Source organism: Kitasatospora sp. A2-31 (assembly GCF_022288725.1).
Lineage (GTDB): Bacteria > Actinomycetota > Actinomycetes > Streptomycetales > Streptomycetaceae > Kitasatospora.
Genome location: NZ_JAKNTA010000007.1, coordinates 67,914 through 85,551, shown reverse-complemented (window position 1 = coordinate 85,551; position 17,638 = coordinate 67,914). Strand labels below are relative to the sequence as shown.

Below are 17,638 nucleotides of genomic sequence, written 5' to 3'. Positions count from 1 at the left end.
GATCCAGGCGTCAGCCCTTGGAACGCGCCTTGAAGGCGGCCTTGCGGGCCTCCTTGGCCACCGCGCGGTCCAGGTGCAGCTCGCCCACCACCTCCAGCACGTCCGCCGTGTAAGGGTGGTCGACCCGCCAGAGCTCGCCGAAGTAGCTCGCCGGGTTGTCCGTCACCGGCAGGTCGGCGATCAGCTCGCGCAGCATCTCCGCATCGCCGCCCGTGTCGAGCAGCTGGGCGGCGAAGGTGTCCACCACCGTCCACAGCGCCATCGCCCGCTCCGGCGCCGGCACGTCGGCGGCCCCGCGACCGACCAGCCACGCCCGCGCGCCCCCGCCCAGCTCCGGGTCGTCCAACACCTCCCGGACGGCGGGCTCGGCGCCCTCGCCCAGCATGGTCAGCGCGAGCTGGCAGAGCATCCGCCGCATCGGCGCGTACGCATCGCTGCCGCGCGCCGCGGCCAGCAGCTCGCGCGCCGCCGCCGCCGGCTCCCGGCCGGTGATCCAGACCTTCAGCTCCTCGTCCGGCAGGACGTTGGCGGCCTCGCAGACACCCCGCAGCAGCTCGACGGCGTCGCCCCGGGCCAGGTCGCCGACCAGCGGGGCGTCGTAGCCGTCCTCCAGCAGCCACTTCCGGATGCCGTACTGGCCGAGCGGGGTCAGCCGGACCAGCCCGAAACGGGCCGACTCCTCCTCGTCCAGCGGCTCCTCGCCGGCCGCGGTGAGCGCCGGCTCCCCGCCCTCCTCGCCCTCCTCCTCGTCGAAGAGCTCCGGGTCGATCGGGCGGTAGTCCAGTACGCCCAGCTCGGCGAGATCGCCCAGCATCGGATCCAGGGCGACCATCACATCGGTGATGTCGCCGAGCAGCTCCTCGCTCGGCTCCTCCCCCTCCGGCACCACCAGCAGCGCGGCCAGCACGCCCAGCGGCACGGTCTCGGTGCCCGGCTCGGCGAACGCCGTGGTCTCGTACAGCACCTGCAGCGCCTCGTCGAGCAGTTCGGCGGCCTCGTCCCGGGCGTCCTCGACCTGCGCCAGCCTCTCCTCGTCCTCCTCGGCCTCGGCACCCGGCTCGGCCGCCCCGCCGGCCTCCTCGCCCTCGGGCAGCGAGTCCGCCTCCACGGCCAGCTCCCGGACGATCCCGGCGGCGGTCAGCCACAGCTCCAGGACGGTCTCCGGGTCCCCCTGCTCGGCCGGCTCCAGGTCCGGTCCCGGGATGGCCACGTGCTCGCCGGCCGCGGTGGTGCCGATCTCGATCAGGTCCAGGTCGCACGCCAGCGACCAGGCCCGCATCGCCTCGACCACCGCCTCCTCCGGCGCGTCGCCCTGCTCCGGGGCGAGTCCCAGCAGCCGGGCCGCGGGCACCCGGTCCGGGCCGGTCAGGTCGCCGTGCTCGTCCACCGGCCGGTGCGGGGCCGTCCAGCGGGCCAGCTTCAGCGCGTACCCGAACATCGGTACGGCCTTCGCCTGCGCGGTCAGCTCCGTCTCGGACGGCAGCTTGACCGGCGGCACCAGCACGGCCGCGTCGTCCAGGTCCTCGTCGTCGTCCAGACCGTGCGCGGCGAACGCCCCGTAGAGGTCCTGCAGCTCCAGATCCGCCGGCAGCACCGCCCCGGCCGACCCCTCGTCCGGCGCCCCCTCCGACGAGGGCCCAGCGTTCTTCCGACGTCGTCCGGCCATCGTTGTGCGTTCTCCCTACACCGAGCGGTCAGCCGATCGACACCCCGGAAATCAGCTCCGTGTGCCGGTCCACCACCTCAGCGTATAGGCCGGGCACCTCCGGCGCCCGGCCTCCAGGGGCGCGCGCCGCGACCGTGCGCCCACCCCTTATCCTTCGAAGCGGTGCCGTGCCCACCCCGCGCGGCCCACCGGGCAACGACGCCCACCCCACAGCTCATCCGCTCCACCAGGGAGCCCCCGCACCGCGGCCACCACCACAGCGCCTCAGGACGGGTGCGCCGGCACACCCCGCCGACCCGGTGGTGCCCTGCCTCAGGAGATCCCTTACATGGCGGACCTCTCCCCCGCCGGCCCCGGGCTGCGCACCGCGCAGCTCGACGGACGCCGACTGTCGGAGGCCCTGCTTCCTCTGGAGCTCGCGCCGCGCGCCCAGCTCCAGCTCGCCGCGATCAGCCGTTGGAACGCGCTGCGCGGCGTCCGCGTCGGCCTGGTGTCGACCGCGCTGCTGCTGATGCTGATCGGTGCCAATCTGGCGACGCCGATCTACCCGCTCCTCCAGCAGCGCCTCTCCCTGACCCCGCTCGACACCACGATCCTCTTCACGGTCTACGTGTTCGCGCTGGTCCCCGTCCTGGCCGTGGTCGGCCACTGGTCCGACCACCTCGGCCGGCGCGCCCTGATCCTGCCCGCCGTGGCGCTGGCCGCCGCCGGCGACGTCGTGTTCGCCACCGCCGGCGGCTTCTGGCAGCTCGCCGCCGGCCGCGCCGTCCAGGGCATCGCGGTGGGCCTGTCCACCGGTGCCGCCGGGGCCGCCCTCGGCGACCTGCTGCCGGAGCGCCCCACCCTGGCCGCCAAGCTCACCCTGGCCTGTTCCGCGGGCGGCGTCGCGATCGGCCCGATCGTCGGCGCCCTGCTGTCCGGCGGGTCCGACCCGCTGCTGACGCCGTTCCTGCTGCACGCCGTCGGCCTGCTGGCGCTCTGCGTGCCGCTCGCCGTGGTGCACCCGCGGATGCCCGGCCGCAACCGCCCGCCGGCCTCCCCGCCGCGCATCACCACCCCGGCCCACCTGCGCCCGCAGCGCCTCGCCCTGCCGACCGCCGGCCGCCGCGAGTTCCTGCTCGCCGCCGGCGCCGGGTTCGTCTCCTACGGCGTCTTCGGCGTCTACCTGGCGCTCGCCCCGGCCTTCTCCGCCCGGCTGCTGCACACCTCCTCGCACCTGACCGGTGCGATCGTGGCCGCCCTGCTGCTCGGCTCCTCCGCCGTCGCCCAGCTGCTCGTCCCGCCGACCGCGGACCGCCTGGTCATCGCCCTCGGCATGACCGGCCTGGCGACCGGCCTCGGCCTGGTCGTCACGGCCCAGTACACCGGCACCCCGGCGCTGCTGTTCATCGGCAGCGTCCTCGGCGGCATCTGCCAGGGCGTCGCCTTCCGCTCGCTCTTCACCGCGGCCGTCGCCGCGATGAACCCGGAGCGGCGGGGCTCGGAGCTGAGCTCCCTGTGGATCATCGTCTACCTCGGCAGCTCCGCACCCATCATCGCCGTCGGCGCCCTCACCCAGCGCTACGGTCTGCTCCCCGCCGTCAGCGGTTTCGCCACCCTCGCCGCCGTCGCCTGCGCGGGCCTGGCCCTGGCCGTGGCCCGGAGCCCGAAGCGCGGCTGACCCCACGCACGAACGCCGCCGGCGGGACGGATCTCCGTCCCGCCGGCGGCGTCGTGTGAGGGCTCCTAAGCGGTCCGGGGCTTCCAGGTGCTCGTACGGAAGTCGAATCCGAACGGATTCGGCAGCCGCACCTGATCGCCGAACTTCCACTCACCGAGCACCGCGTAGCTGCCCTCCTTACGGTCCGGTTCTCCGAACAGGGTGATCCCCGGGTTTCGTGGGTCCCGGTCCACCAGCACGTAGTACGGCACACCGGTGCGGGCGTAGCCGCTCCACTTCGTGGGCTTGACCCGTCGACCGAGTACGGGACGGCGATCGTTGTGCGCGTTGGAGGAGGACGTCACCTCGACCACCAGGCCGATCTGCTCCGGCAGGAGGTGCGGTCGCGGCACCACCCTGGCCGCCCGCTGGCAGATATACCACTGCCGCGCGAACACTTCCCCCGAAGGAGAGACTCGCGCGGCAGCGGGTTGACGAAGGCCCGACCGTCAGACGTTGAAGCCGAGGGCGCGCAGCTGCTCGCGGCCGTCGTCGGTGATCTTGTCCGGGCCCCACGGCGGCATCCAGACCCAGTTGATGCGCAGGTCCTGGACGAGGCCGTCGGTGGCGGTCTTGGCCTGGTCCTCGATGACGTCGGTCAGCGGGCAGGCCGCCGAGGTGAGCGTCATGTCGATGGTGGCCACGTCCGACTCGTCGATGTGGATGCCGTAGATCAGGCCCAGGTTGACGACGTCGATTCCCAGCTCGGGGTCGACGACGTCCATCAGGGCCTCGGTCAGGTCCTCGACGGAGACGGTGCCGGCGGTGGTGCCGACGATGCCCAGCGGCGCCTCTTCGGCGGAAGGGGCGGGCGTCTCGGTGTCACTCATGGTCTGTCCTCCTCTTCTGCTTCAGTCGTTCAGGGCGGGTCGTGCGGCCAGCGCCTGGGCGGTGGCGTCCTTCCAGGCCATCCAGCTCAGCAGGGCGCACTTGACCCGGGCGGGGTACTTGGAGACGCCGGCGAACGCGATCGCGTCCTCCAGCACCTCCTCGTCCCCCTCGCCCTGGCCCTTGCTCTGCATCAGCTCCAAGAAGGCCTCCTGGACGGTCTGCGCCTCGCCCACGGTCTTGCCGACCACCAGGTCGTTCAGCACCGACGCACTGGCCTGGCTGATGGAACAGCCCTGCGACTCGTACGAGACGTCCGCGACCTTGGCACCGTCGAGCTTCACCCGCAGGGTGATCTCGTCGCCGCAGGTCGGGTTGACGTGGTGCACCTCGGCGTCGCCGTCCCGCAGCCCCTTGCCGTGGGGGTTGCGGTAGTGGTCCAGGATGATGTCCTGGTACATCGAGTCGAGCTTCATGATCGCGTGCCCCGTCCCGTCAGCCGAAGAAGTTCCGGACGTGGTGCAGGCCGGCGATCAGGGCGTCGACCTCGCCCGGCGTCGAGTACAGGTAGAACGACGCCCGCGTGGTCGCCGGAATTCCGTACCGCAGGCAGACCGGCCGCGCGCAGTGGTGGCCGACCCGGACGGCGATACCCTGCTCGTCCAGCACCTGGCCCACGTCGTGCGGGTGGATGTCGCCCAGCGTGAACGAGATCGCGGCGCCGCGGTCCACGGCCGTGCGCGGGCCGATGATCCGCAGGTCCGGGACCTCCAGCAGGCGCTCGACCGCGTACTCGGTGATCGCGTGCTCGTGGGCGGCGATCTTCTCCATGCCGATGCCGGACAGGTAGTCGACGGCCGCGCCCAGCCCGACCGCCTGGGCGATCGGCGGGGTGCCGGCCTCGAACTTGTGCGGCGCCGGTGCGTAGGTGGACGAGCCCATGGTGACGGTCTCGATCATCTCGCCGCCGCCGAGGAACGGCGGGAGGTCCTCCAGCAGCTCCTGGCGGCCCCAGAGCACGCCGATGCCGGTCGGGCCCAGCATCTTGTGGCCGGTGAAGGCCACGAAGTCGGCCTCCAGCGCCTGCACGTCCAGCACCATGTGCGGCGCGGCCTGCGAGGCGTCGATCACGACCAGCGCACCGACCGACTGGGCCTTGCGCACGATCGTCTCGACCGGGTTGACGGTGCCGAGCAGGTTGGAGACCAGGGTGAAGGAGACCACCTTGGTCTTCTCGGTGATCAGCTCGTCGATGGCGGAGAGGTCGAGCCGGCCCTCGTCGGTCAGCCCGAACCACTTCAGCTTGGCACCGGTGCGCTGCGAGAGCAGCTGCCACGGCACGATGTTGGAGTGGTGCTCCATCTCCGTGATGACGATCTCGGAGTCCTGGTCCACCCGGTAGGGGTCGTCGGCCCAGCCGAGCATGTTGGCGACCAGGTTCAGCGACTCCGAGGCGTTCTTGGTGAAGATCACCTCGTTGCGGCTGGGCGCGTTGATGAACGCCGCGACCTTGTCACGGGCGCCCTCGTACAGCGCCGTGGCCTCCTCGGCCAGCACGTGCACGCCGCGGTGGACGTTGGCGTTGTGCCGCTCGTAGTAGGCGTTCAGCGCGTCCAGCACCTGGCGCGGCTTCTGCGAGGTGGCCGCGTTGTCCAGGTAGACCAGCGGCTTCTCCTCGTGCAGCAGCCGCTGCAGGACGGGGAAGTCCTTGCGGATCGCGTCGGTGTCGAGCAGGCCCTTCAGGGCCGCCGACTCGTGAGCACGGGTCACTCGGAAGCGCCACCCTTCACGTAGGCCTCGTAGCCCTCCTCCTCCAGCTTGTCGGCCAGCTCGGCACCGCCGGACTCGACGATGCGGCCGCCCGCGAAGACGTGGACGTGGTCGGGCTTGATGTAGCGCAGGATGCGGGTGTAGTGGGTCACCAGCAGGGTGCCGACCTCGCCGGTCTCGCGGACCCGGTTGATGCCCTCGGAGACGATGCGCAGCGCGTCGACGTCCAGGCCGGAGTCGGTCTCGTCGAGGATCGCGATCTTCGGCTTGAGCAGCTCCAGCTGGAGGATCTCGTGGCGCTTCTTCTCACCGCCGGAGAAGCCCTCGTTCACGTTGCGCTCGGCGAAGGCCGGGTCCATCTGGAGGGCGGCCATCGCCTCCTTGACCTCCTTCACCCAGGTGCGCAGCTTGGGGGCCTCGCCGCGGACCGCGGTGGCGGCGGTGCGCAGGAAGTTGGAGACCGAGACGCCGGGAACCTCGACCGGGTACTGCATCGCCAGGAAGACGCCGGCGCGGGCGCGCTCGTCGACCGACATCTCCAGCACGTCCTCGCCGTCCAGCAGCACCGAGCCGCCGGTGACGGTGTACTTGGGGTGGCCGGCGAGCGAGTAGGCCAGGGTGGACTTGCCGGAGCCGTTCGGACCCATGATGGCGTGGGTCTCGCCCTGCTTCACGGTCAGGTCGACGCCCTTCAGGATCTCCCGGGGGCCGTTCTCCGCCTCGACGGAGACGTGCAGGTCACGGATTTCAAGGGTTGCCATGTGTACTCAGGACTCCTGGTTGACGGAGACGAGCACATCGTCCCCTTCGATCTTTACGGGGTAGACAGCGACCGGCTTGGTGGCGGGCAGGCCCGAGGGCTTGCCGGTGCGCAGGTCGAAGCTGGAGCCGTGCAGCCAGCACTCGATCATGCAGTCCTCGACCTCGCCCTCGGAGAGCGAGACGTTCGCGTGCGAGCAGGTGTCGTTGATCGCGAACACCCCCTCGTCAGTGCGGACGACGGACACCGGCACGCCGTTGAGGTCGACCCGCTTGGGCACGTCCTCGGCCAGCTCACTGAGCGCGCAGGCGCGGAGAAAACTCATCGGGTTCAGACCGCCGCTTCCAGCTCGGCCTCGATCTTCTCCATCAGGTGGTCCTGGATCTCGGCGACACCGATCTGCTGGACCAGCTCGGCGAAGAAGCCGCGCACCACCAGGCGGCGGGCCTCGTCGGCCGGGATGCCGCGGGCCTGCAGGTAGAACAGCTGCTCGTCGTCGAAGCGGCCGGTGGCGGAGGCGTGTCCGGCGCCGACGATCTCGCCCGTCTCGATCTCCAGGTTGGGGATCGAGTCGACCCGGGCGCCGTCGGTGAGCACCAGGTTGCGGTTGTGCTCGTAGGTGTCGGTGCCCTCGGCGGCCGCGCGGATGAGCACGTCGCCGACCCAGACCGCGTGCGCGTCCTGGCCCTGCAGCGCGCCCTTGTAGACGACGTTGGAGCGGCAGTGCGGGGTGTCGTGGTCGATGACCAGACGGTGCTCCAGGTGCTGGCCGGCGTCGGCGAAGTAGAGGCCGAACAGCTCGGCCTCGCCGCCGGGCGCCGCGTAGGTGACCCGCGGGTGGATGCGGACCAGGTCGCCGCCGAAGGTGACGACCACGGACTTCAGCGAGGCGTCCCGGCCGACCAGGGCGGTCTGCTGGGCGGCGTGCACCGCGTCCCGGTCCCAGTCCTGGACCGAGACGAAGGTGAGCTTGGCGCCGTCGCCGAGCAGCAGCTCGACGTTGGCGGCGCGGGTGCCGGTGCCGGTGTGGTTCAGCACCACGACCGCCTCGGCGAACGGCTTGACGTCGATGACCACGTGGGCGAAGCGGGTGCCGCCCTCGCCGTGCACGTCGATCTTGACCGGCTCGGTGAGCACCGTCTCCTTGGGGACGGTGACGACCAGCGCCTGCTCGAAGGCGCTGTACGCCTGCGCGGCGACCCGGTCGACCGGCTTGCCGGCCTTGCCGAGGCGGGCGTCGTCACGACCGACGGTCTCGGCGGTGACGCCGTCCGGCAGGCTCAGCTCGACCTTGTCCTCGCCCTTGTCCGCGGCGGCGGCGCTGCCGTCGTGCAGACCGCCGAGGCGGTGCAGCGGGGTGAACCGCCAGTCCTCCTCGCGGCCGGTCGGCACCGGGAAGTCGCCGACCTCGTAGGAGGGCCTGACCGCGACGCGGGCGTCGATCGGCTGCTGGACGGTGGCACGGCCGGTGCCGGGGCCGGCGAGCTGCGCGCCCGCGCCGGCGGTACCGACCTCGATCGACCCGGCGGTGGTGGAGCCGGTGGGGGTGTTGACGTCAGCCATGGCTGTCGTAGTGCTCTCTTCCTAAGAATGCGGACAAGGACTGCGTGCGGCTTCCCGTCAGCCGACGGAGCCCTCCATCTGCAGCTCGATCAGCCGGTTCAGCTCCAGCGCGTACTCCATCGGCAGCTCACGCGCGATCGGCTCGACGAAGCCGCGGACGATCATCGCCATCGCCTCGAACTCGGTCATGCCGCGGCTCATCAGGTAGAAGAGCTGGTCCTCGCTGACCTTGGAGACCGTCGCCTCGTGGCCCATGGACACGTCGTCCTCGCGGACGTCCACGTACGGGTAGGTGTCCGAGCGCGAGATGGTGTCGACCAGCAGGGCGTCGCAGAGCACGTTGGACTTGGCGCCCTTGGAGCCCTCGCCGATCTCGATCAGACCGCGGTAGGAGGTGCGGCCGCCGCCCCGCGCCACCGACTTGGAGACGATGTTGGAGGAGGTGTTCGGCGCCATGTGGACCATCTTGGCGCCGGCGTCCTGGTGCTGGCCCTCACCGGCGAAGGCGATCGACAGGGTCTCGCCCTTGGCGTGCTCGCCCATCAGGTAGACGGCCGGGTACTTCATGGTGACCTTGGAACCGATGTTGCCGTCGATCCACTCCATGGTCGCGCCCTCGTACGCCACGGCGCGCTTGGTGACCAGGTTGTAGACGTTGTTCGACCAGTTCTGGATCGTCGTGTAGCGGCAGCGGCCGCCCTTCTTGACGATGATCTCGACGACCGCGGAGTGCAGCGAGTCGGAGGAGTAGATCGGCGCGGTGCAGCCCTCGACGTAGTGGACGTAGGCGTCCTCGTCGACGATGATCAGCGTCCGCTCGAACTGGCCCATGTTCTCGGTGTTGATCCGGAAGTAGGCCTGCAGCGGGATGTCGACGTGGACGCCCTTCGGCACGTAGATGAAGGAGCCGCCGGACCACACCGCGGTGTTCAGCGCGGCGAACTTGTTGTCGCCGGCCGGGATGACGGTGCCGAAGTACTCCTGGAAGATCTCCGGGTGCTCGCGCAGCGCGGTGTCGGTGTCCAGGAAGATGACGCCCTGCTCCTCCAGGTCCTCGCGGATCTGGTGGTAGACGACCTCGGACTCGTACTGCGCGGCGACACCGGCGACCAGGCGCTGCTTCTCCGCCTCCGGGATGCCCAGCTTGTCGTACGTCGCCTTGATGTCCGCGGGCAGGTCCTCCCAGGACTCGGCCTGCTTCTCGGTCGAGCGGACGAAGTACTTGATGTTGTCGAAGTCGATGCCGGAGAGGTCGGAGCCCCAGGTCGGCATGGGCTTCTTGCCGAACAGCTTGAGGCCCTTGAGCCGCAGGTTCAGCATCCACTCGGACTCGTTCTTCTTCGCGGAGATGTCGCGGACGACGTCCTCGCTGAGACCGCGCTTGGCAGCGGCACCCGCGGTGTCCGGGTCGGCCCAGCCGTACTCGTAGGTGCCCAGGCCTTCGAGCTCCGGGTGCGAAACGGTGTCAGTCATGCGAGCTTCCTAACGCGCGGACGCTGAGTCTTCGGTGGACGTACCGGCAGTCGGCACTGCATCGGAACCGCCCGCGGAACGCAGGGTGGGCGACGATGCGGCACCGGGTGCCGGCACATAGGTGGTGCAGACCCCGTCGCCGTGGGCGATGGTGGCCAGCCGTTGCACATGGGTGCCCAGCAGCTGGGAGAAGACCTCGGTCTCCGCCTCGCACAGCTGCGGGAACTGCTCGGCGATGTGCGCGACCGGGCAGTGGTGCTGGCAGAGCTGGGCGCCCGCCGGGGCTTTCGCCGCGGCCGACGGGACCCGCCGCACCGTGGCAGCGTACCCGTCGGCGCTCAGGGCCTGGGCGAGGGCCTCGGCGCGCTCCCCCGCCTCGGCCCGGCGCACGGCGTCGAGGTAGCGCTCGCCCTGTCGCCCGAACCGGGCCCGGGCGAAGGCGGCGACCGCCTCCTCGCCGGCCTTGCCACCGCCAACGGTGTCCGAGATCCAGCGCAGCGCGTCGGCGGCGAGCTGGTCGTACGCCTGGTAGAAGGCGTCCCGGCCGGCGTCGGTGAGCGCGAAGACCTTGGCCGGACGGCCCCGGCCGCGGCTGCCGTACACCCGCTGCTCGCGGGCGTCGACCAGGCCGGCGGCGGTCAGTCCGTCCAGGTGGCGGCGGACGGCGGCGGCGGTGAGGCCGAGCCGGCTCGCCAGGTCGGCGGCGGAGGAGGGGCCGTGGTCGAGGATCGACCGGGCGACCCGGTCCCGGGTGGCGCGGTGGCCCTCCAGCAGCACCTCGGCCGCCGTCGCGGGCACGGCGCAGCCGGGGGCCGACTCGGCCTCCTGCTGCGGGGTGTGCTCGCGCATGTTTTTCACAACACGATTGTTGCGTAATTACTTCCGGCGAGACAAGCCGTGATGCAGGCCTCACTCGTGTCATCTGTCACGCAGGTAAGGCTTACCTGACCTGCGGGAACGATCAGGACGGGCCTCGTCCCGCCCGGTCGGGCCGCGGCCGTCGCGGGCCGCAGCGGGCTGACCTGCGAGGCTTCCACGTCAGGCCGGGCAGGGCGGCCGCGCCCGCGCCGCGGGTCCGCGGGCCACGGCCGTGCGTCGGCGCGGCCTCGGCGCGGGATGCCGTGTCCACCCCTCTTAGACTCGCCGGTATGCATTCCGAACCCGCGGTCCAGATCACCGGGCTGGTCAAGCGCTACGGCGAGAAGACCGCGGTGGACGGTCTCGACCTCACCATCGCCCGCGGCGCCGTCACCGCCGTGCTCGGCCCCAACGGCGCCGGCAAGACGACCACCATCGAGACCTGCGAGGGCTACCGCCGCCCCGACGCCGGCACCGTCCGGGCGCTCGGCCTCGACCCGGTCGCGCAGAGCGCCGCGCTGCGCCCCCGGATCGGCGTGATGCTGCAGTCCGGCGGCGTCTACGCGGGCGCCCGCGCCGTCGAGATGCTCCGGCACACCGCGAAGCTGCACGCCCACCCGCTGGACGTGGACGCGCTGGTGGAGCGGCTCGGCCTCGGCTCCTGCGGCCGCACCACCTACCGCCGGCTCTCCGGCGGCCAGCAGCAGCGGCTCGCCCTGGCGATGGCCGTGGTCGGCCGCCCCGAGCTGGTCTTCCTGGACGAGCCCACCGCCGGCCTCGACCCGCAGGCCCGCCGCGCCACCTGGGACCTCGTCCGCGACCTGCGCCGGGACGGCGTCACCGTGGTCGTCACCACCCACCACATGGACGAGGCCGAGCAGCTGGCCGACCGGGTCGCGATCGTCGACCGCGGCCGCGTGATCGCCGAGGGGACGACGGAGGAGCTCTGCCGCGGCGGCGCCGAGTCCTCGCTGCGCTTCGACGGCCCGGCCGGTCTCGACCTCGGCCCGCTGCTCAAGGAGCTGCCCGACGGCGCCACCGCCACCGAGCCGGTCCCCGGCAGCTACCGCATCGAGGCCCCCGTCGACCCGCAGCTGCTGGCCACCGTCACCGGTTGGTGCGCGGCCTCCGGCATCCTGCCCGAGCGGCTCGCCGTGCAGCGCCGCAGCCTCGAAGACGTCTTCCTCGACCTGACCGGACGGGACCTGCGCTCGTGACCCCCGTGGACTACTCCCCCAAGCCGGCCGCCGCGCCCGTCGGCCGGATGCTGCTCGCCCAGACGGCGTTCGAGACGAGGATGCTGCTGCGCAACGGTGAGCAGCTGCTGCTGACCGTGGTCATCCCGACCGTGCTGCTGGTGCTCTTCTCGGCCGTGGACATCGTCGCGGTGGACGGCCCCGGCAAGCGGGTCGACTTCCTGGCGCCGGGGCTGCTGGCGCTGGCCGTGATGTCCACCGCCTTCACCGGACAGGCCATCGCCACCGGCTTCGAGCGGCGGTACGGGGTACTGAAGCGGCTGGGCGCCAGCCCGTTGCCGCGCTGGGCACTGCTCACCGCCAAGACCGGGTGCGTGCTCGTCACGGAGGCGCTGCAGGTGGCGCTGCTCTCGGCGATCGCCCTCGCCCTCGGCTGGTCCCCGCACGGCGACCCCTTCGGCGTTCTCGCGCTCCTCGTCCTCGGCACGGCGGCCTTCTCCGGCCTCGGCCTGCTGATGGCCGGGACGCTGCGGGCCGAGGCCACGCTGGCCGCGGCGAACCTGGTCTTCATCCTGCTGCTGCTGGCGGGCGGGGTGGTCGTCCCGCTGTCGAAGTTCCCCGCGGCGGTGCAGTCGGTGCTGGAGCTGCTGCCCATCGCCGCCCTCTCCGACGGCCTGCGCTCGGTCCTCCAGACCGGCGCCGGGGTGCCGTGGGCCGACCTCGGCATCCTGGGCGGCTGGGCGGTCGTCGCTCTGGCGGCTGCGGCCCGCTTCTTCCGCTGGGAGTAGCCGCCCCGCTGGCGCCGCGAGGCCCCCGTCCCCGCTTGGCGGTGGGCGGGGGCCTTCGCGTCGGCTGTTCAGCCCGGTAGGCCGAGAGGCGGGCCTCCGGGAACACCGGGCTGTCGTCCGCGACCGGGACCACGAGCATCAGGAGGGGCGCCGCCGTCAGCCGGCTGCGGCCCGGCGCGGCACGGCGGCGGCGAGCCCTTCTTCCGTCGCGGCGGATTCCCGCTCCGGGTCGGGCTGGTACGGGGTGTCGAGCAGTTCGAGGAGCTGTGGGTGGATCAGAGCTCCGGGGAGGCGGGGGTGGTCGGTGAGGATGCCTGCTGCGCGCAGGCGTTCGAGCGCCGGCTGCGGCTCGTACGCGATGCGGTCGCGCAGCCAGCCGGCCGAGAGCGCCGGGGTGGCCCGGAGCCGGGTGAGGACGGCCACGGCGGCCGGGTCGTCGGGGACCTGCGCTAGGGCGGCGTCGAGCAGCCGGCCGTGCGCCGCGAGGGTTCCGGTCCGGTGGCGGGCGGTCTCGGTCACCGCGCGGGCGAACACGGCTCCCCAGCGGACGAGGTCACCGTCGGCTGCGGCGACCAGGGCGGTGTCGTGCTCGGCGCGGTGTTGTTCGACCCAGGCGTCCAGATCGAGCAGCAGGCCGGGCAGCAGGCCGGCCGCCACCAGGTCGCACTGGCCGAGCAGGCGGGCGATGCGGCCGTTGGCGTCGGGGAACGGATGGATCGTCAGCAGCCCCGCCATGGCGAGCGCGGCGGCGTCCAGCGGGTGCGCGGTGGTGTGGGTGCCCCAGTGGTGCCAGTGCTCCATCCGCTCCTTCAGCTGCGCACCGGCCTCGGTCGCGATCGAGAAGGTCTGCCCGTCGGACCAGGTGACGGTGGAGGCCGAGCGACGGTACCCGCCCGGGGCGGTGATGTTGGGATCCCCCGCGATCAGCATGCGGTGCAGCTCGGCGAGCGCCTCCGGGGTGAAGCAGGGCCGTCGGCCCGGGCTTTCGAGCAGTTCGGCGCGGACCGAATGGACGGCGAGGAGACCGGTCGTGGTGCGGTTCTCGGCAGCGCCGGCGAGTTGCTCGGCCAGCTGCGCCGGGTCGATTCCGGCGATGCGCTTCAGGTGGAGTTTGGGTCGCCATCGGGGGCGGTGGAAGAGGTCGGGGTCGTCCAGGTGCGTGCCGACGGCGGTCGCCAGTTCGGCGAGCGCGTCGAGTGCCCGGCGGCGGGCGGTGGGCGGGACGGCCACGGCGTCGAGCGGCGGTGCGACGGGAAGCACCCGTCGCACCGTCGTCGTGAGGGAGCGGTCGGTCATTTGCAGGAGGTGACGTTCACAACGCCGGTCGGCTTGGTGACATTGACGTACTCCTTGGTGTAATCGCCCCAGAAGTCCGTCATCGTGATCTGGTAGACCACGGTCTGGTACTCCACGTCCAACGCCCAGCTGTCCCCCGGGTTGAGTGTGAACTCCACGGTCCGGGTATCGGTGAGCTGGGTGTTGACCTCGGTGCCGAGACTGGCCGTGAGCACCTCCTTGGCCTTGGCCGAGAGGTTGGCGCTGACCTTGACGCTCCACTGGAACTGGGCGGTCCTGGTCAGCTTCGTCGGCACATTGCTCGTGTTGCCGTAGCAGTTCTGATGCTCGCTCCACTTCCGGCCTTCGCTCCAGACCGTGGCAGACGACCCGCCGCCGGTACTCCCGCCGGCGCTGCTCGCGAAGTAGGTCTCGGTCGGGATCCCCGGGTCGCCGGGAGTGAAGACATCCACGATGCGCCTGCCCAGGATGACGACTGCGGGGAGGCCACTCACGGAGTCGCCGACGTTCCCGTAACTGACGTCGAAGTAGCCGTCGTCGCCGCCACCGCCGAAACCACCGCCGCCACCGCCGAAACCACCACCGCCGCCGACGTCGCCGCCGCCGCCCGAGCCGCCACCCAGGTCGCCGTCGCCCGGGTCACCCGGGCCGTTTCCGCATTCGGTCAGTTGGTCGCAGGCGGAGGCGGAGGCCTCGTGCGGGGCGACCAGTGCGGGTACGGCGGTGAGCACGGTGGCGCCGAGTGCAGCGCCGACCACGAACTTCCTGAGGTTCATTGTCCTCTTCCCATGGGAGATGTCCGATGACGGCGGGGGTCGCGGCCCGCCCACGGCCGGCATGAGCGCAGATCCGGACCGGGAGGCGTCGATGCCTTCTCAAGCCGTCCACCGCTGAACGCCGGGCTGCTCGGTGGCGCTGGGCGCGCCTCGGCGGAGCCGCCCGCCTGAGCCAGGATGCTGGCAGAGCTGCCACGCATCGGCCAGGAGGGATTCCAGCCACCGCCATGCCCCTCTGGTCACCTTGTGCAACAGGCGTCACAGACTGTGCGGACACCGTCCACGCGCGATCGCTCCCGGCCGACCGCCCGCCACCGAGTGGAGCATCGAAGGATCTTTCGTGAAGGGATTGTGAAGACATAGAGGAGGATCGATCGACGATTGCCGACCGGATCACGGGGCCGGGTCGGTAGCTGTCAGTGACCGAACGCCGTCACGCTGCGCTCATGATCACGGCGGCAGAGTGGCTTGATCGACACCCTCGAGCACGCCCCGCGAACAACGCACCCGGCGCCTGCACTCGACGGGACGGGGCCGGAGCAGCAGACCGACGTGCTGCCGGCTCCTCCGGAGCGCTCCGGCTACGGGCGGAGGGCGACCTGGACGACGGCGTGGCGGCCGTCGGTCCGCCACGGTGTCCCGCTGCCGTCGAGGCGGGCGACGGTGGCGGGGTCGACGCCGACGATCACGTCCGACTTCAGCGTTCGCAGGGCCACCACGGACGACGGGAAGTGGCCCGCCGTCCCGATGAAGGAGGTGGTCGGCGGCCAGAGCTGATCGCCGACCAGGCGGCGGTAGTTGAGATCGCCCTTGAGGACCGTCATCGCCGCACCGGTGAGTTCGGCCCGGAGGTCGGCGGGCATATCGCGGTACGGCAGCGGCGCACAGAAGAACGGATGCGTACGGACCACGAGAGCGCCGCCGTTCATGGCCTGCCACAACCGTCTGCCGACCGCCGCAGCGGCCGGCGAGTTCGCGCTGCGCAGCCGCTCGACCGAGGCGAGGACGTCGGCCATCGTCGCGTCCGACACGAAGTACGGCTGGGGCTTCACGTACAGGTCGAGTCGGGCGGCCAGGCCGCCGCTCAGGAGGTGGTCGATCAGCACCAGGTCCGGCAGCAGCTCCCGGCCGGCGTTGTCCGCGACGACGCAGATCCGCCCGCCCCGCGTACGCTCCAGCTCGGCCCGGAGAACGGCGCTCTCGTCGGCCACCAGGTCGGCCGCGGTCGGCCCGCCGGTCCCGGCGGTCATCTGGAAACTGAGGTCCGCCCGGTTGCCCCACAGGGCGGACGACAGCAGGGCGTCCGCCCTCCGCGTGGTCGGCAGACCGTCGAGTTGCTCCAGGGCGGCCAGTTCCTCGTCCACCGCCGCCCCCGCCAGCTCCGCGCTCTTGAACGGCGCGAACGGGTCGACGCCCTGCCAGGGACCGGGCCGGAAGTAGCCGACGGCGCCCAGGAGGCGGCGGTAGAAGTAGCTCTCGGCCCACAGGAACGGGGCCTCGCTCCAGGGTCGGCCCCACAGCCCCTCGCCCCACTCCGTCCACCGGGCGTGGTCGTGGTCGCTCTCCGCCGGCGGCTCCAGGATGCCGGTGGTGCTGTCCGCGAGAAGTCGCTCCACCGCTGCGCGCTCGGCAGGGCCGTACGGCAGCGCGTCGAGAACCCGCTGGACGAGCTTCGGGTGGCGCTCGTGGAACACGCCCCAGGCGAAGGACCCGGGGACGTCGATGCGGATCACGGGTGCGGTCGGCACGTGGGTGCTCGTCTCTCTCGTCATGAGCGACCGTCGGGCGATCGGCGGTCCCGACGGCCGAGCCGACGGGCAACAGCACTGTGGAATCGGCGGCCGTCCCGACCGGAATCCGACCGGCACGCGTGTCGGTCGCCGCGGCGTTCAGCACGAGTCCTCGGTTGCCCCATCGGCTACCGCCGACACTAGACGATCACCGCCCGCAGGACTCCCCGCACCCGGGCGCCGCCATCCGGTGACGGCAGGCCGTCACGGGACAGCGGCCGGTGCCCGGGGCCACCACGCCGAACGCCACGGCGGTCCCGCGCTCGGAGTCGAGCACGGGACCGCCGTGATGCCGCCGCAGGTGTCAGCTCTCGTTGCCGCCGCGGCGCTTGCGGGCGACGAGGACGAGGGCGCCGCCGAGGAGGAGGACGCCGCCGCCGGCGGCGGCGATCAGCGGGGTGGCGTCGCTGCTACCGGTCGCCGCGAGCGCGGGAGCCGGGGCCGGGGTGGTGGTGCTCGGCGCCGGAGTCGGCGTGCGGGTCGGGGTGGGGGTTGCCGTCCGGGTGGCGGTGGGTGACGCGGTGGGGCTCGGCGTCGCCGTGGGAGTCGGGGTCGGGGTCGGCGTGACGGTCGGCGTGACCGTGGGAGTGGGCGTGGGCGTCGGCGTCTTGGTGGGAGTCGGAGTCGGCGTCGGCGTCGGAGTCGGCGTGTGGCAGACCTCGATCGTCTTGGTCTCGCTCTTGTTCCACTCGGCGTTCTTCGGGTCCTCGGTGGTGGTGACCGTGAAGGTCGCGCTGACCGGCTTGTCGTGGTCCTTCACGGGGAACGTCTCGTGGAACTCCTTGCCGAACACCTTCTGGTCCAGCACCTTCTCGCCGTCCACCGTCAGGCTGACGACGTTCTTCACACCCTCCTTGTCGCTGTAGTTGATCAGGTCGATCACGATCTTGTCGCAGGTCACCTGCCACTTGGGCGAGTGCGCCGAGGCGTTCCCCGCCAGGGCGAGGGGCAGCAGGACGGCGGCCGCCGCCGTCCCGGCCAGTGCCGCGCCCCTGATCCCCCGCTGCCGCTGCTGTCGCGCCATTTCGCTGTCTCCTCCGAACGGTCTTGTGCAGCAGGCGTGTTGAGTGGTCTGGCGGTGGCCCGCTACGACTGTCCGGGGGACTCTACCGGCACTCCCGCGCCTGCCCACACCCCGCCGCACGACCGGATTTCGGCTGTCCGTCCGGCCGCGG

17 protein-coding genes are annotated in these 17,638 nt (G+C 71.9%); 3 read left to right on the top strand and 14 right to left on the bottom strand.

Annotation, left to right across the window (positions count from 1 at the left end; translation table 11 throughout):
* Positions 1 to 10 precede the first annotated feature (10 nt).
* Entirely contained in the window at positions 11 to 1,666 is a 1,656-nt protein-coding gene (locus tag MCM47_RS20640) for a hypothetical protein (RefSeq protein WP_238863133.1), read from the bottom strand.
* 328 nt (positions 1,667 to 1,994) lie between these two features.
* Between MCM47_RS20640 and MCM47_RS20635 the strand changes: the two genes are divergently transcribed.
* The gene (locus MCM47_RS20635) at positions 1,995 to 3,326 is read left to right on the top strand and encodes an MFS transporter (RefSeq protein ID WP_238863132.1); all 1,332 of its coding nucleotides are present in this window, start codon (positions 1,995 to 1,997) and stop codon (positions 3,324 to 3,326) included.
* 65 nt (positions 3,327 to 3,391) lie between these two features.
* Here MCM47_RS20635 and MCM47_RS20630 read toward each other — a convergent pair whose 3' ends face one another.
* The 9 genes from MCM47_RS20630 to MCM47_RS20590 form a co-directional block, all read right to left on the bottom strand.
* Positions 3,392 to 3,718 carry a Uma2 family endonuclease gene (locus MCM47_RS20630; protein ID WP_238863131.1) on the bottom strand — a complete coding sequence of 109 codons (327 nt, stop codon included), beginning with the start codon at positions 3,716 to 3,718 and terminating at the stop codon, positions 3,392 to 3,394.
* Between the two features lie 96 nt (positions 3,719 to 3,814).
* Positions 3,815 to 4,195, bottom strand: a complete 381-nt coding sequence (locus tag MCM47_RS20625) for a metal-sulfur cluster assembly factor (protein ID WP_255752591.1) — start codon at positions 4,193 to 4,195, stop codon at positions 3,815 to 3,817.
* Between the two features lie 21 nt (positions 4,196 to 4,216).
* Positions 4,217 to 4,669 (bottom strand): Fe-S cluster assembly sulfur transfer protein SufU, encoded by a 453-nt coding sequence (gene sufU, locus MCM47_RS20620; RefSeq protein WP_238863130.1) that lies wholly within the window; start codon positions 4,667 to 4,669, stop codon positions 4,217 to 4,219.
* Positions 4,670 to 4,688: 19 nt separating this feature from the next.
* Positions 4,689 to 5,936, bottom strand: a complete 1,248-nt coding sequence (locus MCM47_RS20615; RefSeq protein ID WP_255752620.1) for a cysteine desulfurase — start codon at positions 5,934 to 5,936, stop codon at positions 4,689 to 4,691.
* A gap of 23 nt (positions 5,937 to 5,959) precedes the next feature.
* Positions 5,960 to 6,724, bottom strand: coding sequence for a Fe-S cluster assembly ATPase SufC (gene sufC, locus MCM47_RS20610; protein ID WP_238863128.1), 765 nt, complete (start codon positions 6,722 to 6,724; stop codon positions 5,960 to 5,962).
* A 6-nt stretch (positions 6,725 to 6,730) separates the two neighbouring features.
* Positions 6,731 to 7,048 (bottom strand): bifunctional 3-phenylpropionate/cinnamic acid dioxygenase ferredoxin subunit, encoded by a 318-nt coding sequence (locus tag MCM47_RS20605; protein WP_238863127.1) that lies wholly within the window; start codon positions 7,046 to 7,048, stop codon positions 6,731 to 6,733.
* Positions 7,049 to 7,053: 5 nt separating this feature from the next.
* Positions 7,054 to 8,286 (bottom strand): Fe-S cluster assembly protein SufD, encoded by a 1,233-nt coding sequence (gene sufD, locus MCM47_RS20600; RefSeq protein ID WP_238863126.1) that lies wholly within the window; start codon positions 8,284 to 8,286, stop codon positions 7,054 to 7,056.
* A gap of 57 nt (positions 8,287 to 8,343) precedes the next feature.
* On the bottom strand, positions 8,344 to 9,759 hold the full coding sequence (gene sufB, locus MCM47_RS20595) for a Fe-S cluster assembly protein SufB (protein ID WP_238863125.1): 1,416 nt from the start codon (positions 9,757 to 9,759) through the stop codon (positions 8,344 to 8,346).
* Positions 9,760 to 9,768: 9 nt separating this feature from the next.
* On the bottom strand, positions 9,769 to 10,608 hold the full coding sequence (locus tag MCM47_RS20590) for a metalloregulator ArsR/SmtB family transcription factor (RefSeq protein WP_238863124.1): 840 nt from the start codon (positions 10,606 to 10,608) through the stop codon (positions 9,769 to 9,771).
* A 299-nt stretch (positions 10,609 to 10,907) separates the two neighbouring features.
* Between MCM47_RS20590 and MCM47_RS20585 the strand changes: the two genes are divergently transcribed.
* Both MCM47_RS20585 and MCM47_RS20580 read left to right on the top strand, forming a co-directional pair.
* A complete protein-coding gene (locus MCM47_RS20585) occupies positions 10,908 to 11,834 on the top strand; it encodes an ABC transporter ATP-binding protein (RefSeq protein ID WP_238863123.1) in 927 nt (308 codons plus the stop codon).
* 47 nt (positions 11,835 to 11,881) lie between these two features.
* Positions 11,882 to 12,601, top strand: coding sequence for an ABC transporter permease (locus MCM47_RS20580; RefSeq protein ID WP_255752619.1), 720 nt, complete (start codon positions 11,882 to 11,884; stop codon positions 12,599 to 12,601).
* 156 nt (positions 12,602 to 12,757) lie between these two features.
* Here the strand turns inward: MCM47_RS20580 and MCM47_RS20575 are convergent, their stop codons facing one another.
* The 4 genes from MCM47_RS20575 to MCM47_RS20560 form a co-directional block, all read right to left on the bottom strand.
* Positions 12,758 to 13,897, bottom strand: a complete 1,140-nt coding sequence (locus MCM47_RS20575) for a Fic family protein (protein ID WP_238863121.1) — start codon at positions 13,895 to 13,897, stop codon at positions 12,758 to 12,760.
* Positions 13,894 to 14,673, bottom strand: coding sequence for a DUF6426 family protein (locus MCM47_RS20570; protein WP_238863120.1), 780 nt, complete (start codon positions 14,671 to 14,673; stop codon positions 13,894 to 13,896). The genes MCM47_RS20575 and MCM47_RS20570 overlap by 4 nt, the downstream gene beginning before the upstream one ends.
* Positions 14,674 to 15,254: 581 nt before the next feature.
* The gene (locus tag MCM47_RS20565) at positions 15,255 to 16,445 is read right to left on the bottom strand and encodes a damage-control phosphatase ARMT1 family protein (RefSeq protein ID WP_238863119.1); all 1,191 of its coding nucleotides are present in this window, start codon (positions 16,443 to 16,445) and stop codon (positions 15,255 to 15,257) included.
* 322 nt (positions 16,446 to 16,767) lie between these two features.
* Positions 16,768 to 17,487: an LAETG motif-containing sortase-dependent surface protein gene (locus tag MCM47_RS20560; RefSeq protein WP_238863118.1), complete on the bottom strand. Its 720-nt coding sequence runs from the start codon at positions 17,485 to 17,487 to the stop codon at positions 16,768 to 16,770.
* Positions 17,488 to 17,638: the final 151 nt, after the last annotated feature.